The 16,695-nt window shown below is 72.9% G+C and carries 17 protein-coding genes; 12 read left to right on the top strand and 5 right to left on the bottom strand.

What is annotated here, in order from left to right:
* Positions 1-11: 11 nt before the first annotated feature.
* Both ASG91_RS19575 and menE read right to left on the bottom strand, forming a co-directional pair.
* Positions 12-296 (bottom strand): PLDc N-terminal domain-containing protein, encoded by a 285-nt coding sequence (locus tag ASG91_RS19575; RefSeq protein WP_056924336.1) that lies wholly within the window; start codon positions 294-296, stop codon positions 12-14.
* Between the two features lie 12 nt (positions 297-308).
* Complete coding sequence (gene menE / locus ASG91_RS19570; RefSeq protein ID WP_056924335.1) at positions 309-1,517, bottom strand: o-succinylbenzoate--CoA ligase; 1,209 nt, start codon at positions 1,515-1,517, stop codon at positions 309-311.
* Positions 1,518-1,771: 254 nt separating this feature from the next.
* On the opposite strand from menE, the gene ASG91_RS19565 reads away from it, so the two are divergent.
* On the top strand, positions 1,772-2,224 hold the full coding sequence (locus ASG91_RS19565) for a hemerythrin domain-containing protein (protein ID WP_056924334.1): 453 nt from the start codon (positions 1,772-1,774) through the stop codon (positions 2,222-2,224).
* Between the two features lie 156 nt (positions 2,225-2,380).
* Here the strand turns inward: ASG91_RS19565 and ASG91_RS19560 are convergent, their stop codons facing one another.
* The 3 genes from ASG91_RS19560 to ASG91_RS19550 form a co-directional block, all read right to left on the bottom strand.
* On the bottom strand, positions 2,381-3,319 hold the full coding sequence (locus tag ASG91_RS19560) for a 1,4-dihydroxy-2-naphthoyl-CoA synthase (RefSeq protein WP_056924407.1): 939 nt from the start codon (positions 3,317-3,319) through the stop codon (positions 2,381-2,383).
* A 76-nt stretch (positions 3,320-3,395) separates the two neighbouring features.
* Positions 3,396-3,680 carry a PIN domain-containing protein gene (locus ASG91_RS19555; protein WP_056924333.1) on the bottom strand — a complete coding sequence of 95 codons (285 nt, stop codon included), beginning with the start codon at positions 3,678-3,680 and terminating at the stop codon, positions 3,396-3,398.
* Between the two features lie 149 nt (positions 3,681-3,829).
* A complete protein-coding gene (locus ASG91_RS19550; protein WP_056924332.1) occupies positions 3,830-4,312 on the bottom strand; it encodes a glutathione peroxidase in 483 nt (160 codons plus the stop codon).
* Between the two features lie 254 nt (positions 4,313-4,566).
* Between ASG91_RS19550 and ASG91_RS19545 the strand changes: the two genes are divergently transcribed.
* The 11 genes from ASG91_RS19545 (at position 4,567) to ASG91_RS19495 (ending at position 16,619) form a co-directional block, all read left to right on the top strand.
* Positions 4,567-5,571 carry an o-succinylbenzoate synthase gene (locus tag ASG91_RS19545; RefSeq protein WP_056924331.1) on the top strand — a complete coding sequence of 335 codons (1,005 nt, stop codon included), beginning with the start codon at positions 4,567-4,569 and terminating at the stop codon, positions 5,569-5,571.
* Between the two features lie 63 nt (positions 5,572-5,634).
* Positions 5,635-6,858: an acetyl-CoA carboxylase biotin carboxylase subunit family protein gene (locus tag ASG91_RS19540; protein ID WP_056924330.1), complete on the top strand. Its 1,224-nt coding sequence runs from the start codon at positions 5,635-5,637 to the stop codon at positions 6,856-6,858.
* A gap of 12 nt (positions 6,859-6,870) precedes the next feature.
* Positions 6,871-7,830 carry a Type 1 glutamine amidotransferase-like domain-containing protein gene (locus tag ASG91_RS19535; protein WP_056924329.1) on the top strand — a complete coding sequence of 320 codons (960 nt, stop codon included), beginning with the start codon at positions 6,871-6,873 and terminating at the stop codon, positions 7,828-7,830.
* Complete coding sequence (locus ASG91_RS19530) at positions 7,827-8,975, top strand: alpha/beta hydrolase-fold protein (protein ID WP_056924328.1); 1,149 nt, start codon at positions 7,827-7,829, stop codon at positions 8,973-8,975. The genes ASG91_RS19535 and ASG91_RS19530 overlap by 4 nt, the downstream gene beginning before the upstream one ends.
* A 26-nt stretch (positions 8,976-9,001) precedes the next feature.
* On the top strand, positions 9,002-9,724 hold the full coding sequence (locus tag ASG91_RS19525; protein WP_056924327.1) for an esterase family protein: 723 nt from the start codon (positions 9,002-9,004) through the stop codon (positions 9,722-9,724).
* Positions 9,721-11,109 (top strand): M20/M25/M40 family metallo-hydrolase, encoded by a 1,389-nt coding sequence (locus tag ASG91_RS19520; protein WP_082594376.1) that lies wholly within the window; start codon positions 9,721-9,723, stop codon positions 11,107-11,109. Before ASG91_RS19525 ends, ASG91_RS19520 begins: the two co-directional genes overlap by 4 nt.
* Complete coding sequence (locus ASG91_RS19515) at positions 11,106-11,867, top strand: VOC family protein (RefSeq protein ID WP_056924326.1); 762 nt, start codon at positions 11,106-11,108, stop codon at positions 11,865-11,867. Before ASG91_RS19520 ends, ASG91_RS19515 begins: the two co-directional genes overlap by 4 nt.
* A 91-nt stretch (positions 11,868-11,958) precedes the next feature.
* The gene (locus ASG91_RS19510; RefSeq protein WP_056924325.1) at positions 11,959-12,285 is read left to right on the top strand and encodes a hypothetical protein; all 327 of its coding nucleotides are present in this window, start codon (positions 11,959-11,961) and stop codon (positions 12,283-12,285) included.
* Positions 12,282-13,763, top strand: coding sequence for a hypothetical protein (locus ASG91_RS19505; protein ID WP_157606444.1), 1,482 nt, complete (start codon positions 12,282-12,284; stop codon positions 13,761-13,763). The genes ASG91_RS19510 and ASG91_RS19505 overlap by 4 nt, the downstream gene beginning before the upstream one ends.
* 36 nt (positions 13,764-13,799) lie before the next feature.
* Positions 13,800-15,506 carry a 2-succinyl-5-enolpyruvyl-6-hydroxy-3-cyclohexene-1-carboxylic-acid synthase gene (menD, locus tag ASG91_RS19500; RefSeq protein ID WP_056924323.1) on the top strand — a complete coding sequence of 569 codons (1,707 nt, stop codon included), beginning with the start codon at positions 13,800-13,802 and terminating at the stop codon, positions 15,504-15,506.
* A 99-nt stretch (positions 15,507-15,605) separates the two neighbouring features.
* Positions 15,606-16,619: a LacI family DNA-binding transcriptional regulator gene (locus tag ASG91_RS19495; RefSeq protein WP_056924322.1), complete on the top strand. Its 1,014-nt coding sequence runs from the start codon at positions 15,606-15,608 to the stop codon at positions 16,617-16,619.
* Positions 16,620-16,695 lie beyond the last annotated feature (76 nt).

Here is a 16,695-nt window from a genome sequence, read left to right as displayed (position 1 = left end):
GGTCGTCAGGCTCAGAGCCTACGGAGGAAGTCCGGGTCGTCGTCGGGGCCACGCGGGGGCGGCGGACGGTGAGATGGCCCACGCGGCCCGCCCCCGGGTCCGCGCCCGGCGGCGCCTCGCTGCGGCCGGCCGGCGATGAACCAGGCGATCGCACCGACGATCGGGAAGAGCAGGATCAGCAACAGCCACAACAACTTGGGCAGGCCCCTGACCTGCGCGTCGTCGGTCTGGATGCAGTCGACCACGGCGTAGACGGTCACCGCGATCGTCAGCAGCCAGGGCAGCAGCCGGATCATGACCCCATGGTGTCACGCGTCGGCGGCGAACCGATCAGCGACCGCCACCCGGTCCGGCTTGCCCGGCCCGCGCACCGGGATCGCGGTCAGCACCAGGAGCCGTCGGGGCAGCGCGTGCGGCGGGAGTATGCCGCGCAGCTGCTCGCGCAGGGACGTCACCGTGGGTGCCGCGGAGCCGGGTCCCGGCGCATCGGGGGCTGGCACGATCGCCGCGCTGACGACCTGTCCCCACTGGTCGTCGGGCGTCCCGACCACCACGGCCTCGGCGATCCCGGGCAGGGTGGTCAGGGCCTCCTCGACGAGCCGGGGCGCGACCTTGAGGCCGCCGGTGGTGATGAGGTCGTCGAGCCGGCCGTCGACGTGCCAGCGACCCTGCTCGTCCCGGTGCCCGACGTCGTCGGTGCGGAACCGCCGGGTCCCGTCGTCGTCGGTGACGTACGCGGCGTCCGTCAGGTCCGGGCGACCGAGGTAGCCGGTGGCCAGGGTCGGGCCGCCGAGCAGGAGCCGACCGTCGGGGTCGGCGCGGACCGTGGTGCCGGTCAGCGGCTCGCCGTCGTAGACGCAGCCACCGCAGGTCTCGCTCATGCCATAGGTCGTGACGGCCCGGACCCCTGCCTCTCTTGCGCGGGCGAGGAGCGCCGGCGGGCTGGCGGCGCCCCCCACGAGGACGGCGTCGAACCCGGCCAGCGCGGCGGTCGCGGACTCGTCGGCGAGCAGTCGCCCGAGCTGGGTCGGCACGAGGGCGGTGTAGCGGCGGGCGGCGGCGCCGGCCCCGTCCCCGGCTTCGGCCGTGGTTGTGGCGAAGGTGGTGGCCGCTCGGGTGAAGGCGTCGGGGGTGAACCCGTCGGACAGGTCGACGAACCCGGGCTCGGTGCCGGCCGCGACGCACCGCAGCAGCACCTGCACGCCGGCGATGTGGTGTGCAGGCATGGCCAGCAGCCACGCGCCGGCACCTCCCAGCCGGTCGTGGGTCGCGGTGGCGCTCGCGGACAGCGCGGTGGCCGGCAGCATCGCCAGCTTGGGGCTGCCGGTCGAGCCGGACGTGCCGACGACCAGGGCGGTGCCGTCGTCGGGGACGGCGTCGCCGGGGGTCGGCGGCGGAGGCGACGAGGCGGCATACGCGAGGACGGCGAACTCACCGTCCAGCGCCCTGCGCAGGACCGGGATCGCGGCCACCGCGTCCGGGCCGGCAGCGATGGCCAGCGGTCGCAGCGACGTCACGCGCTCAGGCTAGTGCGGGGTTCGTGGCCATACTGATCGGGTTGGCACCGAACCCTGGGGCGGGAGCGGGCATGAAGGGGGTATGAGAGGAGGACGAACGTCAGATGGAGTTGGTGCTGAAGGCGATGGAGGTGCTGACCGACTCGTTGGGCCTCGAGCGGCTCGTCCGGTGACCGTGTTGGGGGTCTCGACCGGTGCGCGGACTCCGCTGGACGGGGCTCACCCGGGGCGGGACGATGGGGTCGGGAGGTGCCATGGACGCCGACTTCGCGGCATACATCGAGCGGGTGCGTGCCCACCGCAGTGAGCTGCGCGACTCGGTGGCGGCCGTCGACGAGGCGCTCGCCTCCCCGATCGCCCGCGGTGGCGCCTGGCGCGAGCGGGTGCGGGCCGCGCTGGCCGAGCTGTCGCACGACTTCCGTGACCACATCGACCTGACCGAGCGACCCGGCGGGATCTACGACGGCGTGCGGCACGGTGCGCCACGGTTGATCGCCGCGGTCGACCGGCTGACCGGCGAGCACGAGCGGTATGCCGAGGCGATCGGTGGCTACCTCGCGGTGCTGGAGCACGGGGGGACCATCGCGGACCTACCGGCCTTCCGCGAGGAGGTCACCACCCTGATGGGCCAGCTGGTGCGGCACCGGCAGATCGGCGCCGACCTGGTCTACGAGGCCTTTGAGGTGGACCTCGGCGGCTCCGGCTGACGCTGGACTTGTTGCGCTCAGGTCCTCACCGAGCACCAAAGTCGGCGTCCGGTGACCAGCAGGTGGCAACAAGTCGGTGGTGGTTCAGGACCGGTTCCTGGGCGCCTACCGGGTGATGGCCACCTGGCGCTGAGACCCGTGGTCCGGTTCAGCGGATCAGAAGTACCAGGGGTACGGCGACCAGTCGGGGTCGCGCTTCTCGAGGAACTGGTCGCGGCCCTCCAGGGCCTCGTCGGTCATGTAGGCCAGTCGCGTCGCCTCTCCCGCGAAGACCTGCTGGCCCATCAGCCCGTCGTCGAGCAGGTTGAACGCGAACTTGAGCATCCGCTGCGCCTGCGGGCTCTTGCCCATGATCTCGCGAGCGACCTGCAGTGCGTCCGACTCGAGCTCGGCGTGCGCGCTGACCAGGTTGACCGCGCCCATGCGGTGCATGTCGTCGGCGGTGTAGGTGCGGCCGAGGAAGAAGATCTCGCGGGCGAACTTCTGGCCGACCATCTTGGCGAGGTAGGCCGAGCCGTAGCCGCCGTCGAACGAGCCGACGTCGGCATCGGTCTGCTTGAACCGCGCGTGCTCGCGGCTGGCGATCGTGAGGTCGCACACGACGTGCAGGGAATGGCCACCACCGGCAGCCCACCCGCCGACCACGGCGATGACCACCTTCGGCATCGTGCGGATGAGCCGCTGCACCTCGAGGATGTGCAGGCGGCCACCCTCGGCCTTCACCCGGCGCTGGTCGACGGTGTCCGCGGTGTCACCCTCGGCGTACTGGTAGCCCGACCTGCCTCGGATCCGCTGGTCGCCCCCCGAGCAGAACGCCCACTGGCCGGCGCTGCCCGATCCCTCCGGACCCGGGCCGTTGCCCGTTATCAGCACGACCCCGACATCGGGGGTGCGGCGCGCGTGGTCGAGGGCCTGGTACAGCTCGTCGACGGTGTGCGGGCGGAACGCGTTGAGCACCTCAGGCCGGTCGAAGGCGATCCGCACCGCCCCCACCTCGCGCGCCCGGTGGTAGGTGATGTCAGTGAACTCGAAACCCTCCACCGCGTCCCACGCGGCGCGGTCGAAGGGCTGGCTCACCACTGGCTGCTCGCTCACCTGCGCGAGCCTAGCCGCGCCGGAGGCGAGGTATGCCGCGTGGTCGCCCACGCGGCATACCCCACCGTGGTGGCTGCTAGCCGAGGACGGTGAGGTGCAGGCCGGGGAACCGTTGGAAGCCGCGGTCGAAGGTGACGAAGTGTGCGTCGAGCTCGATCGCCTGCGCCGCCAGCCAGGCATCCGTGATGTCGTTGCCGCGCAGCTCCAGAGCGGTGACCAGGGTGGCGAAATGCGACCATGCTGCAGCCCCGGGACGGGTCGACTCGGTCGTGGGTGCGGCGCGAACCTGCTCGCAGAAGGACACCGCCCGGGCGCTGGTGGCGGCGCTGGGCTGGATGCGTGGGTTGGTGCTGATGCGCACGACTGCCGTCAGTGTTGACTCGGAGTGCTGCGCTTCACCCCGAAACGTTGAGCCTCACCCCGGAACCGTTCCGGGGTGAGGCTCAACGTTGTCCCAAGACCCGATAAAGGTGGGACGGGTGGGGTCAGGCCGGGCGGGGGGCGGGCGGGTCAGGCGGCGAGGGCTTCCTCGAGGTCCTTGGCGATGTCCTCGGGCTTGGTGGTCGAGCCGTAGCGCTTGAGGACCGTGCCGTCGCGACCGACGAGGAACTTGGTGAAGTTCCACTTGATCGCGCCGCCGAGCAGGCCGCCCTTCTCCGACTTCAGCCAGTCGAAGACCGGGTGGGCGTCGTCGCCGTTCACGTCGACCTTGGCGAACATCGGGAAGCTCACCCCGTAGTTGCGCTGGCAGAACTCGCCGATCTGGGCCTCGTCACCGGGCTCCTGACCGCCGAACTGGTTGCACGGAAAGCCGAGCACGACCAGGCCCTTGTCTTCGTACTCGCCGTAGAGCTTCTCCAGGCCCTCGAACTGGGGGGTGAAGCCGCACTCACTGGCGGTGTTGACGACGAGGGCGACCTTGCCGGCGTACTCGGCCAGCGGCTGCTCCTCACCGGTGAGGGTGGTGGCGGTGAAGTCGGAGAGAGTCGGCACGGGGCACCTTTCGTGGGAACGGCCGGGGGACGGTCAGGGCGAGCGGGTCCGGATGGTGCGGGCCCGTCGGCCAGGGCAGGCCGAAGTGACCTGCTCGGGTGGGATTAGTTACTCACTGGTGCAGCGGATTCCCGTCCATGCCTATTCCATGCGGATTGTCGGCGGGTGTCCGGGGTGCCCGACCGTGGGACCCTCCCGGGTGACGCGCCCGGGCCGACAGCCACGGTCCGGGCGCATCTGCTGCAATGGGGCGCATGACGTCGCCGAGCCTGCCCGAGCTGCCTCCCGTCGAGGAGCTGCTCGCGGGGCTGCGGGTCGTGTCGATCCCCCTGCGGGTCCGCTTCCGCGGGGTCACCGAGCGCGAGGCGGCTCTGCTGCGCGGCCCGTCCGGGTGGGCGGAGTTCTCCCCGTTCGTCGAGTACGGGCCTCCTGAGTCATCGCGCTGGCTCGCGGCCGCGGTCGAGGCGGGGTGGGGCCGGTGGCCGGCGCCGCGCCGCGACGTCGTCCCGGTCAACGCGACCGTTCCGGCGGTGGCCGCCGCAGACGTGGCCGGGGTGCTGGCGCGGTTCGAGGGCGCGACGACGGCCAAGGTCAAGGTCGCCGAGCGCGGCCAGGGTCTCGAGGACGACCTCGACCGCGTCGCCGCCGTGCGCGACGTGCTGGGCCCGACCGGCCGGATCCGGGTGGACGCCAACGGCGGGTGGTCGGTCCGGGAGGCGACCGAAGCGCTCAGCCGCCTCGCGGCATACCGGCTGGAGTATGCGGAGCAGCCGTGCGCGGAGGTGCGCGAGCTGCGCGAGCTGCGCCTGGCGCTGGCCCGCCACGGCACCGACGTGTTGGTGGCCGCCGACGAGTCGATCCGCAAGGCCGAGGACCCGGTGCGGGTGGCACGCGAGGAGGCGGCCGACCTGGTCGTCGTCAAGGTCGCCCCGCTCGGCGGGGTGTCGCGCGCGCTGGAAGTGGTCGGCGAGTGCGGGCTGCCCGCCGTGGTCTCCTCGGCCCTCGACACCTCCGTGGGCATGGCCGCGGGGGTCGCGCTCGCCGCGGCCCTGCCCGAGCTGCCGTTCGCCTGCGGGCTGGGCACCGTCGCGCTGCTCGGTGGCGACGTCACGGACGCCCCGCTCCTCCCGCGCGCAGGGGTGCTCCCGGTCGGGCGGGTCGAGGCGGACGAGGCACTGCTCGCGCGGTGGGCAGCCCCCGCCGACCGCGTTGCGTGGTGGACCCAGCGGGTCCGTGACTCCTGGGCGTTCCTGGCCTGACCAGCGGCTCATGGCGACCCCGGGCGCGCGCACGGACCGCCCCGCGTGGCTAGAGTCGGGGCCGTGAACATCGTCTTCGTGGAGCCGGGGTTCCCTGCCAACCAGCGTCGGTTCGCCCTCGCGCTCGCGTCGGTCGGGGCCAACGTCATCGGCATCGGGGAGTCCGACGAGTACACCCTCGACGACGAGCTCCGCACCGCGATGAGCGGCTACTACAAGGTCGGGTCGGTCACCGACCTGCGGGCGATGACCGAGGCCGTGCAGTTCATCCAGTCCAAGGTCTGGGTGGACGGGCTCGAGGCCACGGTCGAGGCGCACACCATGGTCGCCGCGCAGGTCCGGGAGGCCACCGGCATCCCCGGCACGTCGGTGCGCACCACCTGGCTGTGCCGCGACAAGCCGTCGATGAAGCAGGCCCTGCGCGAGGTGGGTGTCCCCACTGCCGCGTCCGCCGCCATCGACCACGCCCACGAGGCCTGGGCCTTCGCCGAGGCGGTCGGCTACCCGCTCATCCTCAAGCCGCGCGACGGCGCCGGCGCCAAGGACACGATGCGGGTCGACAACGACACCGAGCTGGCCCACGCGCTCACGGAGTTCGGCTCGCACGGTGCGGCCTCGATCGCGATCGAGGAGTTCGTCGAGGGCCACGAGGGCTTCTACGACACCATCGCCAAGGACGGCCACGTCGTCCACGACTGGACCACGCACTACTACCCCAACGTCCTCGAGGCGATGCGCAGCCGCTGGATCTCCCCCCAGTTCGCGACCACCAACCGGATGGCCGACTCGTCGTTCTACACCGAGGTCGCCGCGATGGGCGCCAAGGTCATCGAGGCCCTGGGCATCGGGACCAGCGCGACCCACATGGAGTGGTTCCACGGACCCAAGGGCCTGAAGTTCTCCGAGATCGGCTGCCGCCCTCCGGGAGTTGGCTGCTGGGACCTCTACTCCGCGAGCAACGACGTGGACGTCTACCGCGAGTGGGCGCACATCATCACCCACGGCGTCCCCGAGTCGCCGATGCGTCGCCCCTACTCCGCCGGCATCATCGCCCTGCGTCCGGACGCCGACGGCCACATCACCGGCTACAGCGGCATCGAGGAGATCCAGCGCCGCCACGGTGAGTGGATCATCGACGGCCACTTCCCGCCGGTGGGCCACCACACCCAGCCGGTCGAGGCGGGCTACATGGCCAACGCCTACGTGCGGATGCGGCACCCCGACTACGACACCCTGCGCGGGATGCTCGACGACGTGGGCCGCACCATCCACGTCCACGCGGGCTAGTCCCGACCCCTGATGCGCACCGTCCTCCTCGGGCCGCAACGGTTCATGACCACGGCCGGCACCGCCCTGCGTTCCCTCGGTGTCGACGGACCCGTCGCGACGATCAACGCCGGCTGGGAGGAGCGTGAGGACGTCGTCGACGAGCTCGACACCGTCCTCGGCGGCGACACCCGCCACCTGCGGCTCTACCACCGCAGCCTCGACGTGATCACCAAGGACGAGGCGTTCGGCAGCGCCGCGCTCGCCTTCCGCGACCGCCACGACGCGCTCCTGTCCCTCTACCGGCTGCGCCTCCAGAACGCCATGGACGGTGTGTATGCCGTGCAGCGCCGCACGCGCGAAGGTGAGGGACGGGTCCGGGGCGAGGCCACGGCACACGCGGCCCTGGACGACTCGATCGAGGTCGTCCGCCACATCGACCAGTGGTACGCCGCCCAGCTCAAGGGGCTCTATGCCGACCTCGAAGGGGCGGCGCCGATCGACTCCAGCGGAGTGATCGGCTGGCACCGGGGGGAGCTGGCGGACCTGCTCGGGCAGTCGGCGGCGGTCGTGCTGACCGGTGGTCACGTCGGCACCCTCCTGCGGACCCTGCGGCTCTTCGCGATCACCATCCCCGACGACGTGCCGGTGATCGCCTGGTCGGCCGGGGCGATGGCGTTGACCGAGCGGGTCGTGCTGTTCCACGACCACGGCCCGGAGGGGAACACCGAGGCCGAGGTGTTCGACCGCGGGCTGGGCCGGGTGCAGGGCATCGTGGCCCTGCCGCACGCCCGACGCCGGCTGCGGCTGGACGACCGGGACCGCTGTGCCGTCATGGCCCGGCGGTTCACCGACCAGCACTGCGTCCTGCTCGACGACGGCACCGCCCTCGAGCTCACCGCGGACGGCGGCCTGCCCCGCGGTGCGCGGATCCTCGGCATCGACGGCGCGGTGCACGAGCTGGGGACCAATGGTCGGGGAGGTGTCTCGTGAGCGAGGGACGGCTGGCCGTCAACCGGCTCCGGGAGCGCCTGCCCGTCGACGACGCCGTCCTCGACCGGTTCGTCGCCCGCCACGGGGCGCCCATCATCGAGGGGGAGCGGGCGACCTTCCTCTTCCGCGGCGAGGCCGACGAGGTGCGGGTGCGGCACCGCGTCGTCGGGCTGCCCGACCCCCTGTCCATGAAGCGGCTGCCCGACACCGACCTCTGGGCCGTGACCACGGTGCTGCCCAACGGATCCCGGGTCGAGTACCAGCTCGAGACCCGCTACGGCGACCGCTACGAGACCTTCAACGACCCGCTCAACCCCCGGGTGGCGCACTCGCCGATGGGGTCGAGCTCGGTGTGCGCCGCCACCGGCTACGAGGTGCCGGACTGGGTGCACCACGACCCGGAGGCCCGCCCCGGCGAGCTCGTCGAGGACACCTTCCGGTCGAAGGCGCTGCGTCGCGAACAGCCTGTGAAGCTCTACCTGCCGGCGCGCTACAACCCCTCCCTGCGCTACCCGCTGCTCGTCGTGCACGACGGCGACGACTACCTCAACTACGCGGCGATGAAGACGGTGCTGGACAACCTGATCCACCGGCTCGACGTCGCTCCCCTCATCGCGGCGTTCGTCCCACCCCGGGACCGGTTGCGGGAGTACCCGAACCACGCGCCGCACGCCCGGTTCATCGCGCGCGAGCTGCTGCCCACCCTCGCCGAGCGACTGCCCCTGGTCGACGACCCCGAGGCGCGCTGCCTGATGGGGTCGAGCTTCGGCGGGATCGCGTCGCTGTCCACGGCGGTGCGCTACCCCGGGGTCTTCGGGTCGCTCTTCCTGCAGTCGGCGTCGCTGGTCTTCACCGACATCGGCACCGACCACGGCGGCGGGCCGGCCTTCGACCCGGTGGTGAAGTTCGTCAACCGCTACCGCGCCAAGCCGACGGCGCCGGTCGAGCGGCTGTTCATGAGCTGCGGGACGTACGAACCGCTGATCACCCCCAACCGGTCGATGGTGCCGGTCTTCCGCGGCGCCGGCATGACCGTGAAGTACGTCGAGGCGCGCGACGGCCACAACTGGGAGGACTGGCGCGACCGCCTGCGAGACGGGCTGTCGTGGCTGTTCCCCGGACCCCAGAAGTTCGTGTACGAGTAGATGCACCCGACCAGATGGAGGACGGCATGAAGGTCACCGAACGCTGGCACTCGGAGCGGATGGGGCGAGACATCTCGCTGGTCCGCTGGGGCCACTACGGCGTGCCCGTGCTGCTGTTCCCGACGGCCGGCGGAGACGCCGAGGAGGTCGAGCGCCACCACCTGGTCGGCACCCTCGCACCGATGATCGAGGCCGGCCGGATCAAGGTCTACTCGTGTGACAGTGCCGCGGGCCAGGCGCTGCAGCGCAACGAGGGGTCGCCCGAGCACCGGATGTGGCTGTTCAACCAGTACCACCAGGCCATCGCCGAGGAAGTGGTGCCGGCGATCCACGCCGACAGCTCTCCCCAGTCGGTGGTCCTGGCCGGTGCCTCCATCGGGGCCTTCAACTCGTTCGCCATGATCTGCCGCTACCCGCACCTGTTCAGCGCGGCGATCTGCATGAGCGGCACCTACCACGTCGAGCAGTTCATCGGCGGCGACACCACCGAGGACTGGTACTTCGCGTCCCCCCTGCAGTTCCTCCCTGGTCTCGAGGGCCCGGCACTGGAGATGCTGCGCCACCGCTACGTCGTCCTGGCCTCCGGCAGCGGCCGGTGGGAGGACGTGGGCGAGTCGTGGGCGGCTGCTGATGCGCTGGGCCGCAAGGGAATCCCGAACCGGGTCGACGACTGGGGCGACCGTTACGACCACGACTGGCCGACCTGGTGGGAGATGCTGCCCCTCTACCTCGACGACCTGGTGCCGTGACCGAGGGTTCGCTCGCCGAGCGCCTCGCCGCAGCCGTCGACGCCGGTATGCCGGCTGCTCGCGACGACCTCGCGCGTCTCGTCGCGCTGCGCTCGGTGGCGAACCCGGCGATCGAGCCGGCGAGCGAGTGCGTGGCCGCAGCCGAGCTGGTCGGTGAGCTGTTCACGCAGGCGGGTGTGGACGGCATACAGGCCCATCCCACGCCTGACGGGTCGCTCGCAGTGGTGGGACGCACGGCCGGCCCGGCCGGTGCGCCGACGGTGCTTCTGTACTCGCACTACGACGTCGTGCCGGTCGGTGACCCCGACGGGTGGCAGACGCCGCCCTGGGAGCTGACTGAGGTCGACGGGCGTTGGTACGGAAGGGGATCCGCCGACTGCAAGGGCAACCTCGTGGCCAGCCTGCTCGCCCTCCGGGCGCTGCGGGAGGTGCTCGGCTCCTGGCCCGTGGAGGTCGCGGTCGTCTGCGAGGGCTCCGAGGAGCAGTCCAGCGGTGGGATGGAGGCGTTGGCCCGCGCGCGTCCGGACCTCGTCGCGTGCGACGCGCTGCTCCTCGCCGACACGGGCAACGTCGAAGCCGGCCTGCCGACGCTGACGACGTCGCTGCGCGGCACGGGCAGCGTGCTGATGACGGTGCGCACGATGACCCACCCTGCGCACTCGGGCATGTACGGCGGCCCGGCTCCCGATGCGCTCCAGGCCCTCCTCACGGCTCTGGCCAGCTTGCGTGGCCCCGATGGTGAGACCACGATCGACGGGTTGTCGCACGACGGGGTGTGGGACGGAGCGCCCTTTGACGCCAACCGGTTTCGTGAGGATGCGGGCCTGCTCGAAGGCGTCGAGCCGCTCACCGGCACTGGCGCGATCGCTGACCTGCTGTGGGCGCGCCCCGCGGCCACCGTGCTCGCGATCGACTGTCCCCCCATCTCACAGGTGACAGCGGCGGCGCAGGGGGAGGCGCGCGCCGTCGTCAACCTGCGCGTGCCCGCCGACACCGATGCCGCGGCCGCCCAGCAGCTGCTCATCGCCCACCTTCGAGCCCACACGCCGTACGGCGCCCAGGTCGAGATCCAGCCGGTCTCGCTGGGCCGCGGCTTCCGCGCACGCACCGACGGGCCCGCCTACGCGGCGATGCGGCGGTCGATGCGGACCGCGTTCGGACGCGACGCCGTGACGACCGGCCAGGGTGGCTCGATCCCGCTGGCCACCGCTCTCGCCGAGCTGGTGCCCACCGCGGAGATCATGCTGCTCGGCGTCGAGGAGCCTGCGTCGCGCATCCACGCACCGGGCGAGAGCGTCGACCCCGAGGAGCTGCTCCGCACGGCGCTGACCCAGGCCCTCTTCATCGCCGACCTCGGCGGCCTGCTGGCCGAGGCTGGGTCATGAGGGTCCGCTGGGTCTGGGCGTTCCTGGACCTCCCCGAGGAAGGCTTCGACGAGGCCGTCGACTACTGGAGCTCGGCGACCGCGACGGTCGTCTCGCCGCGGCGTGGTGACCGGGAGGAGTTCGCCACGCTGCTGCCGGCCGACGGCTCGGCGTGGGTCAAGGTGCAGCGGGTCGGTGGCCGCGGCGGGGTGCACCTCGACCTCGACGTGCAGGCGCCCTTGGAGGTGGCCCGCGACGAGGCGCTCGGGCTGGGCGCGGAGGTTGTGGCCGAGGTGCCCGACGACGACGGGGTGCTGGGTGTGGTCGTCTGCCGCTCGCCCGGCGGCTTCGTCTTCTGCCTGACCCGGTGGCAGCCGCACGAGACCGCCGCCGGCCAGGTCCGCTCGGGTGCCCAGACCCTGCTCGACCAGGTCTGCCTGGACGTCCCCGAGCCCGCGTATGCCGCGGAGCTGGCCTTCTGGTCCGCCCTCACGGGGTGGGAGGTCCGGCCGGGAAGCGTCCCGGGCTTCACCAGCCTGCTCCGGCCGGACGGCATACCGGTGCGGCTGCTGCTGCAGCAGCTCGTGGAAGGCGAGGGGGACGTGCGGGCGCACGTGGACTTCGCGTGCCTCGACCGAGCGGCCGAGACGGCGCGGCACCTCGCCCTCGGCGCCGCCGTCGAGCGCGTGGAGGCGGTCTGGACGGTGCTCGTCGACCCGGGCGGGCGGCGCTACTGCCTGACCGACCGGGACCCCGCTACCGGCCTCGTATCGCGCTGAGCCGTCCACAACCCGAGGATGTCGGCAGGCGAACCCACAGGCCGGTACTCGATGGATGGGCCGGCGCCTGCGATGCGGCCAGGGTGGTCGCATGCTCGGGGACCCGGAACAGATCAGGCTCATCTCACGACGGCTAGCGGTCGACGCGGAGCACCTGCGGAGGCTCGCGCTCCAGGTCGCCGCGACCGGCGACGTGGCGTGGCGGTCACCCGCGGCGGACCTCTTCCGCGTCCAGGTGGTGGCACGGGCCGGTGGCCTGCGCTGCCGTGCCGACGAGCTCGAGGCGGCCGCGCGCCTCCTGGCCGTCCACGCCGAGGCCGTCGAGGGGGCCCGGGCCGCCGTGATCCGGGTGGCCGCGCTCGGCGCGTCGCTGCCCGAGGCGGTCGGTGGCGCCTTGCGAGGCGGGGGTCGCCGGTGAGGTGGGAGCTGGGCGGCGGCAGGGCGCCGGACCCGGTGGGGCTGCTGGTCCGAGGGGGGCCTGGTGGCACCGCGGTGGGGGTCGAGTCGCTGGAGCGGGCCGCGGTCGACCTGGCCCGCGTGGCGCGGGAGGGCGCGCAGCTCGGGTGGCGGGCCGGTGCGGCAGCGGTCGACGTGGACGTCGTGGCGGGTGCGCTGCTCAGTCGGGCCACCGGTGTGGCGGCGATGGCTGGTCTGTCGGACGTGGGCGTCGGGCTCACCGCCGAGCTGGCCGCCCTGCTGGAGCTGGCCGGGGCGGTGCGTGCGGCGGGCGCCGCGTACCGGGCGGGCGAGGCCGCCGTGGCTCGCGCCGTCGAGGACCTGCAGGACCGGGTCATGGCTGTGGGCGGGTTGCTCGCCCCGGAGCTGCTCGTGGGGTGCCTGGCCCTCCACTCCCTCGGGGTGGACGTCCCGGGACTGGTCGATCGGGTGGCCTTCGACCATCCGCAGGTCGCCGACCTCGCGGGTGGGGCCGAGGGCCTCGTGCTCGGCCTGCACGCCGATCCGCTGACCGCGCCCCTGCTGCGCCCCGCGCCGCCACACCTCCACGACGACGACCTCGACGCCTTCGACGACGCCTTCGACGACCTCGACTACGAGGATGCCGTCGCGGTCTTGGCGGACTCCGCCGCCCGGTGGGGCCTCCTCGACGACCGGGGGCGGGCGCAGGTGACGCCCGAGCTGGCGCCTCGACCGGGTGCGCTCGCGCTGCGCAGCCTGCGGGACCTCGTCGCCGACCAGGGCAACGTCGGCGACGGTGAGGACTACGCCGGTCACGTGCGGGTCATCGAGGTGGCCCAGCCGTCCGGGTCCGTCTGGATCGTCGAGGTCAGCGGCACGCAGGAGTGGGATCCCCGGGCCGGCGACAACCCGTTCGACCTGACCACCGACCTGCGATCGATGGCCCAGCAGTCCACGGTCCTTGCCGACGGTGTCCAGCAGGCACTGGCCCAGGCGCAGGCGGCGGCACGAGTCGGCCACCGGGAGTCTGCCGGTGTCGCCGCGCCGGTGCTGCTCGTCGGGCACAGCCTCGGCGGGATCGCCGCCGCCGGGCTTGCGTCGTCGCCCCGGTTCACCGCGCGGCACCGCGTCACCCATGTCGTGACGGTGGGGGCGCCGGTCGCGCGGATGCCGGTCCCTCCTGGGATCGAGGTGCTGTCCCTGGAGCACACCCGCGACGCGGTCCCGCGACTCGACGGCCGGCCGAACCCCGACCGGGCCAGCTGGGTCACCGTGACCCGCGACGCCTACGAGGACGGAGACGACCGGGCGAGCACGGTCCATGACCTCGGCGGCTACGTCCAGACGGCCGCCCTCGTGGACGACTCCAGCGATCCCTCGGTGGCCGCCTGGCGGTCATCCAGCGCGGCGTTCTTCGCGGGCGACACGCACGGGGTCGCGGTGATCCGCGACTACGCGATCCGCAGGGTCCGGCCGTGAGCGGGCGAGCTCGGTCGGGGTGGCACAATCCGACCCGTGAACCCGTCCACCGCGCTCGCGAGGGTCCTCGTGGACGAGCTGGTCCGACGCGGGGTCCGCCACGCGGTGCTCTGCCCGGGTTCGCGGTCGGCCCCGCTGGCGTACGCCCTGCGGGAGGCGGAGCGGGCTGGTCGACTCGAGCTGCACGTGCGCGTCGACGAACGGTCCGCCGGGTTCCTCGCGCTGGGCCTGGCCAAGCTCACCCGGGTGCCGGCGGTGGTGGTCACGACCTCGGGCACGGCGGTCGCGAACCTCCACCCGGCGGTGCTCGAGGCGCACCACGGGGTGGTGCCGCTCGTCGTGCTGTCGGCCGACCGCCCGGTGGAGCTGCGGGGGACCGGCGCCAACCAGACGACCGTGCAGCCGGGCATCTTTGCCGGCGCCGTCCGCTGGTCCGTCGATGCGGACGCGCCGCAGCGCGCGACCGGTGAGGTGGCGCGCTGGCGCGACCTCGCGGCGGCCGCCGTGCGCCATGCCACCGGGGTGGCGGGCACCGGTGAGCCGGGACCGGTGCACGTCAACGTGCAGCTGCGCGAACCGCTGGTCCCGACCGAAGACGACGAGCCCTGGCCCGAGTCGCTGGACACCTCGGCCGCGCCGCCCACGGCTGTTGCGGCGCCCGCGACGGGTTCGCCCGCGGCATACGACGTGTCGCTGCGCCCGGCCCGCACCCTCGTGGTGGTTGGAGACCTGCCCGAGCCCGACCAGTTCGACCGTGCGGTTCGCTGGGCCACGGCCCGCGGCTGGCCGGTGCTGGCCGAGCCCTTCGGCACGCACCCACGCAGCGACGCCGTGCCGCACGGCCCGTTGGTGCTCTCCGACCCGCCCTGGCTGGACGAGCACGCCCCCGACCGCGTGATCGCTGTCGGCCGCCTCACGCTGTCGCGCCCGGTGGCTGCCTTGCTGCGCCGACCGGGCGTCCGGGTGGAGGCCGTGGGCGCGCACGAGTGGATCGTCTCGCGCCCCGATGTGCAGGCGGTGCACCCGACCTCGGTCCTCGATGCGCCGGTCGACGGCGAAGGTGCCGTGGCCGGCGACGAGGTCTGGGCCGACGCCTGGCGGGCAGCCGGTGACCGGGTGGCCGTCGCCATGGCAGAGGAGCCACCCCCGTGGCCGAGCGGGGCAGCCGTGGCAGCGGCCGTCGTCTCCGGACTCCCCACGGGCGCGAGGCTGTTCCTCGGCTCCTCGAACTCGGCCCGCGACGTCGACCTCGCGGCGCCGCGGTCCACTCCGCTGCGGGTGGTCGCGAGCCGGGGACTCGCGGGCATCGACGGCTGCGTCTCCACCGCGAGCGGCCTGGCCCTGGCCGATGCCTCGCCGACCTATGCCCTGATGGGCGACCTGACCTTCCTGCACGACTCGAACGGCCTGCTCGTCGGTCCGCTGGAGCGCCGGCCGGATCTCACGGTGGTCGTCACCAACGACGACGGCGGCGGCATCTTCACCCTCCTCGAGCCGGGCGAGCCGGCCCGGGCAGCCGAGTTCGAGCGGCTCTTCGGCACGCCGACCGGCACCGACCTGGCCGCCCTGTGCGCCGCCCACCACGTCCGGCACCGGCAGGTCGCGACGCGTGACGAGCTCGTCGCCGCGCTGGCGGAGCAGCCCTCAGGGCTCACCGTCCTCGAGGTGCCGGTCGACCGAGCGAGCCATCGCCACCTGCACGCCCAGCTCCGGGCCCGCGCCGCCGCTGCCCTCGGGGCGTGACCCCCCGCGATCCTCCGCGTGCCCTCACGGCGCGCGTCCCGCGCGACCTGCGATAGTCGTGTCGCAAGGGGCCTGGCAGTCCACGAGGGAGGAGGCGCGATGAGCGCGACGGCACGATCGGCGCCACGGCTCGAGGACGTCGCGCGCGTCGCAGGGGTGTCCCACCAGACTGTCTCGAGGGTCATCAACGGGTCGACGAAGGTGGCTCCCGCCACCCGCGACCGGGTGCTCGAGGCGGTGCGCGAGCTGGGGTACCGGCGCAACAACGCCGCCCGCGCACTGGTCACGCAGAAGTCCGGCGTCATCGGCGTGGTTGCCGCGGGGTTGGGCTACTTCGGGCCCTCCAGCACCGTGGTCGGACTGGAGCTGGCTGCCCGTGCCAGGGGCTACAGCATGGTCCTCGCCTCATTGCCCGACGTCACCCCCGAGGCCACCTCCGCGGCCATCGACCACCTGGTGTCCGAAGCGGTGGAGGCGATCGTGCTGATCGCGCCCGACGACACCGGACTCGACCTGGGCATCGGGTCCACGCTGCCCATCCCGGTCCTGGTCCTCGACGCGGCACCCGGCCGGGCCAGCTTCGCCGTGGGGGTGGACCACGAGGCCGGTGCGATGCTCGCCACCCAGCATCTGGTCGACCTCGGCCACACCCGGATCGCCCACATCAGCGGACCGCGCGACTGGTACCAGGCCCAGGCCCGTGAGGCCGGTTGGCGCCGCAGCCTCAGCAGGGCCGGCCTCGAGGTGCCGGAGGTGCTGGTGGGGGACTGGAGCGCGTCGAGTGGCTTTGCACTGGGCCGCGAGCTCGCGGCAGCCGGGACGGCCACCGCGGTGTTCGTCGCGAACGACCAGATGTCGATCGGGCTGCTGCGCGCACTGGCCGAGGCCGGTCTGCGGGTGCCGCAGGACGTGAGTGTCGTCGGGTTCGACGACATCCCGGAGTCGGAGTACTTCACCCCGCCCCTGACGACGGTCCGCCAGAACTTCGTGGCCCTCGGTCGCGGCGCGATGGAGCTGCTGACCGAGGGCATCCGGGGAGAGATCACCTCCGGATCCCAGGTGGTCCCGCCCAAGCTGGTGGTCCGGGCATCCACGGCGCGGCCGCACGCCTGAGTCGTCGAGCTCACCTCGCAGAAAGTTTCCGAAGGCTCTTGACGAGGCTGGATGTTAGCGTTAACACTTCCGGTTA

This window comes from Phycicoccus sp. Soil802 (genome assembly GCF_001429605.1).
Lineage (GTDB): Bacteria > Actinomycetota > Actinomycetes > Actinomycetales > Dermatophilaceae > Pedococcus.
The sequence above is the reverse complement of the archived record's forward strand: the minus strand, read 5'-3'. Positions and strand labels throughout refer to the sequence as shown.

What these genes read in the sequence shown, in the direction of transcription:
- ASG91_RS19575 (WP_056924336.1), bottom strand. Translation starts at nt 296, where the DNA reads ATGATCCGGCTGCTGCCCTGGCTGCTGACGATCGCGGTGACCGTCTAC.
- ASG91_RS19565 (WP_056924334.1), top strand. Translation starts at nt 1,772, where the DNA reads ATGGACGCCGACTTCGCGGCATACATCGAGCGGGTGCGTGCCCACCGC.
- ASG91_RS19545 (WP_056924331.1), top strand. Translation starts at nt 4,567, where the DNA reads ATGACGTCGCCGAGCCTGCCCGAGCTGCCTCCCGTCGAGGAGCTGCTC.
- ASG91_RS19535 (WP_056924329.1), top strand. Translation starts at nt 6,871, where the DNA reads ATGCGCACCGTCCTCCTCGGGCCGCAACGGTTCATGACCACGGCCGGC.
- ASG91_RS19525 (WP_056924327.1), top strand. Translation starts at nt 9,002, where the DNA reads ATGAAGGTCACCGAACGCTGGCACTCGGAGCGGATGGGGCGAGACATC.
- ASG91_RS19515 (WP_056924326.1), top strand. Translation starts at nt 11,106, where the DNA reads ATGAGGGTCCGCTGGGTCTGGGCGTTCCTGGACCTCCCCGAGGAAGGC.
- ASG91_RS19510 (WP_056924325.1), top strand. Translation starts at nt 11,959, where the DNA reads ATGCTCGGGGACCCGGAACAGATCAGGCTCATCTCACGACGGCTAGCG.
- ASG91_RS19495 (WP_056924322.1), top strand. Translation starts at nt 15,606, where the DNA reads ATGAGCGCGACGGCACGATCGGCGCCACGGCTCGAGGACGTCGCGCGC.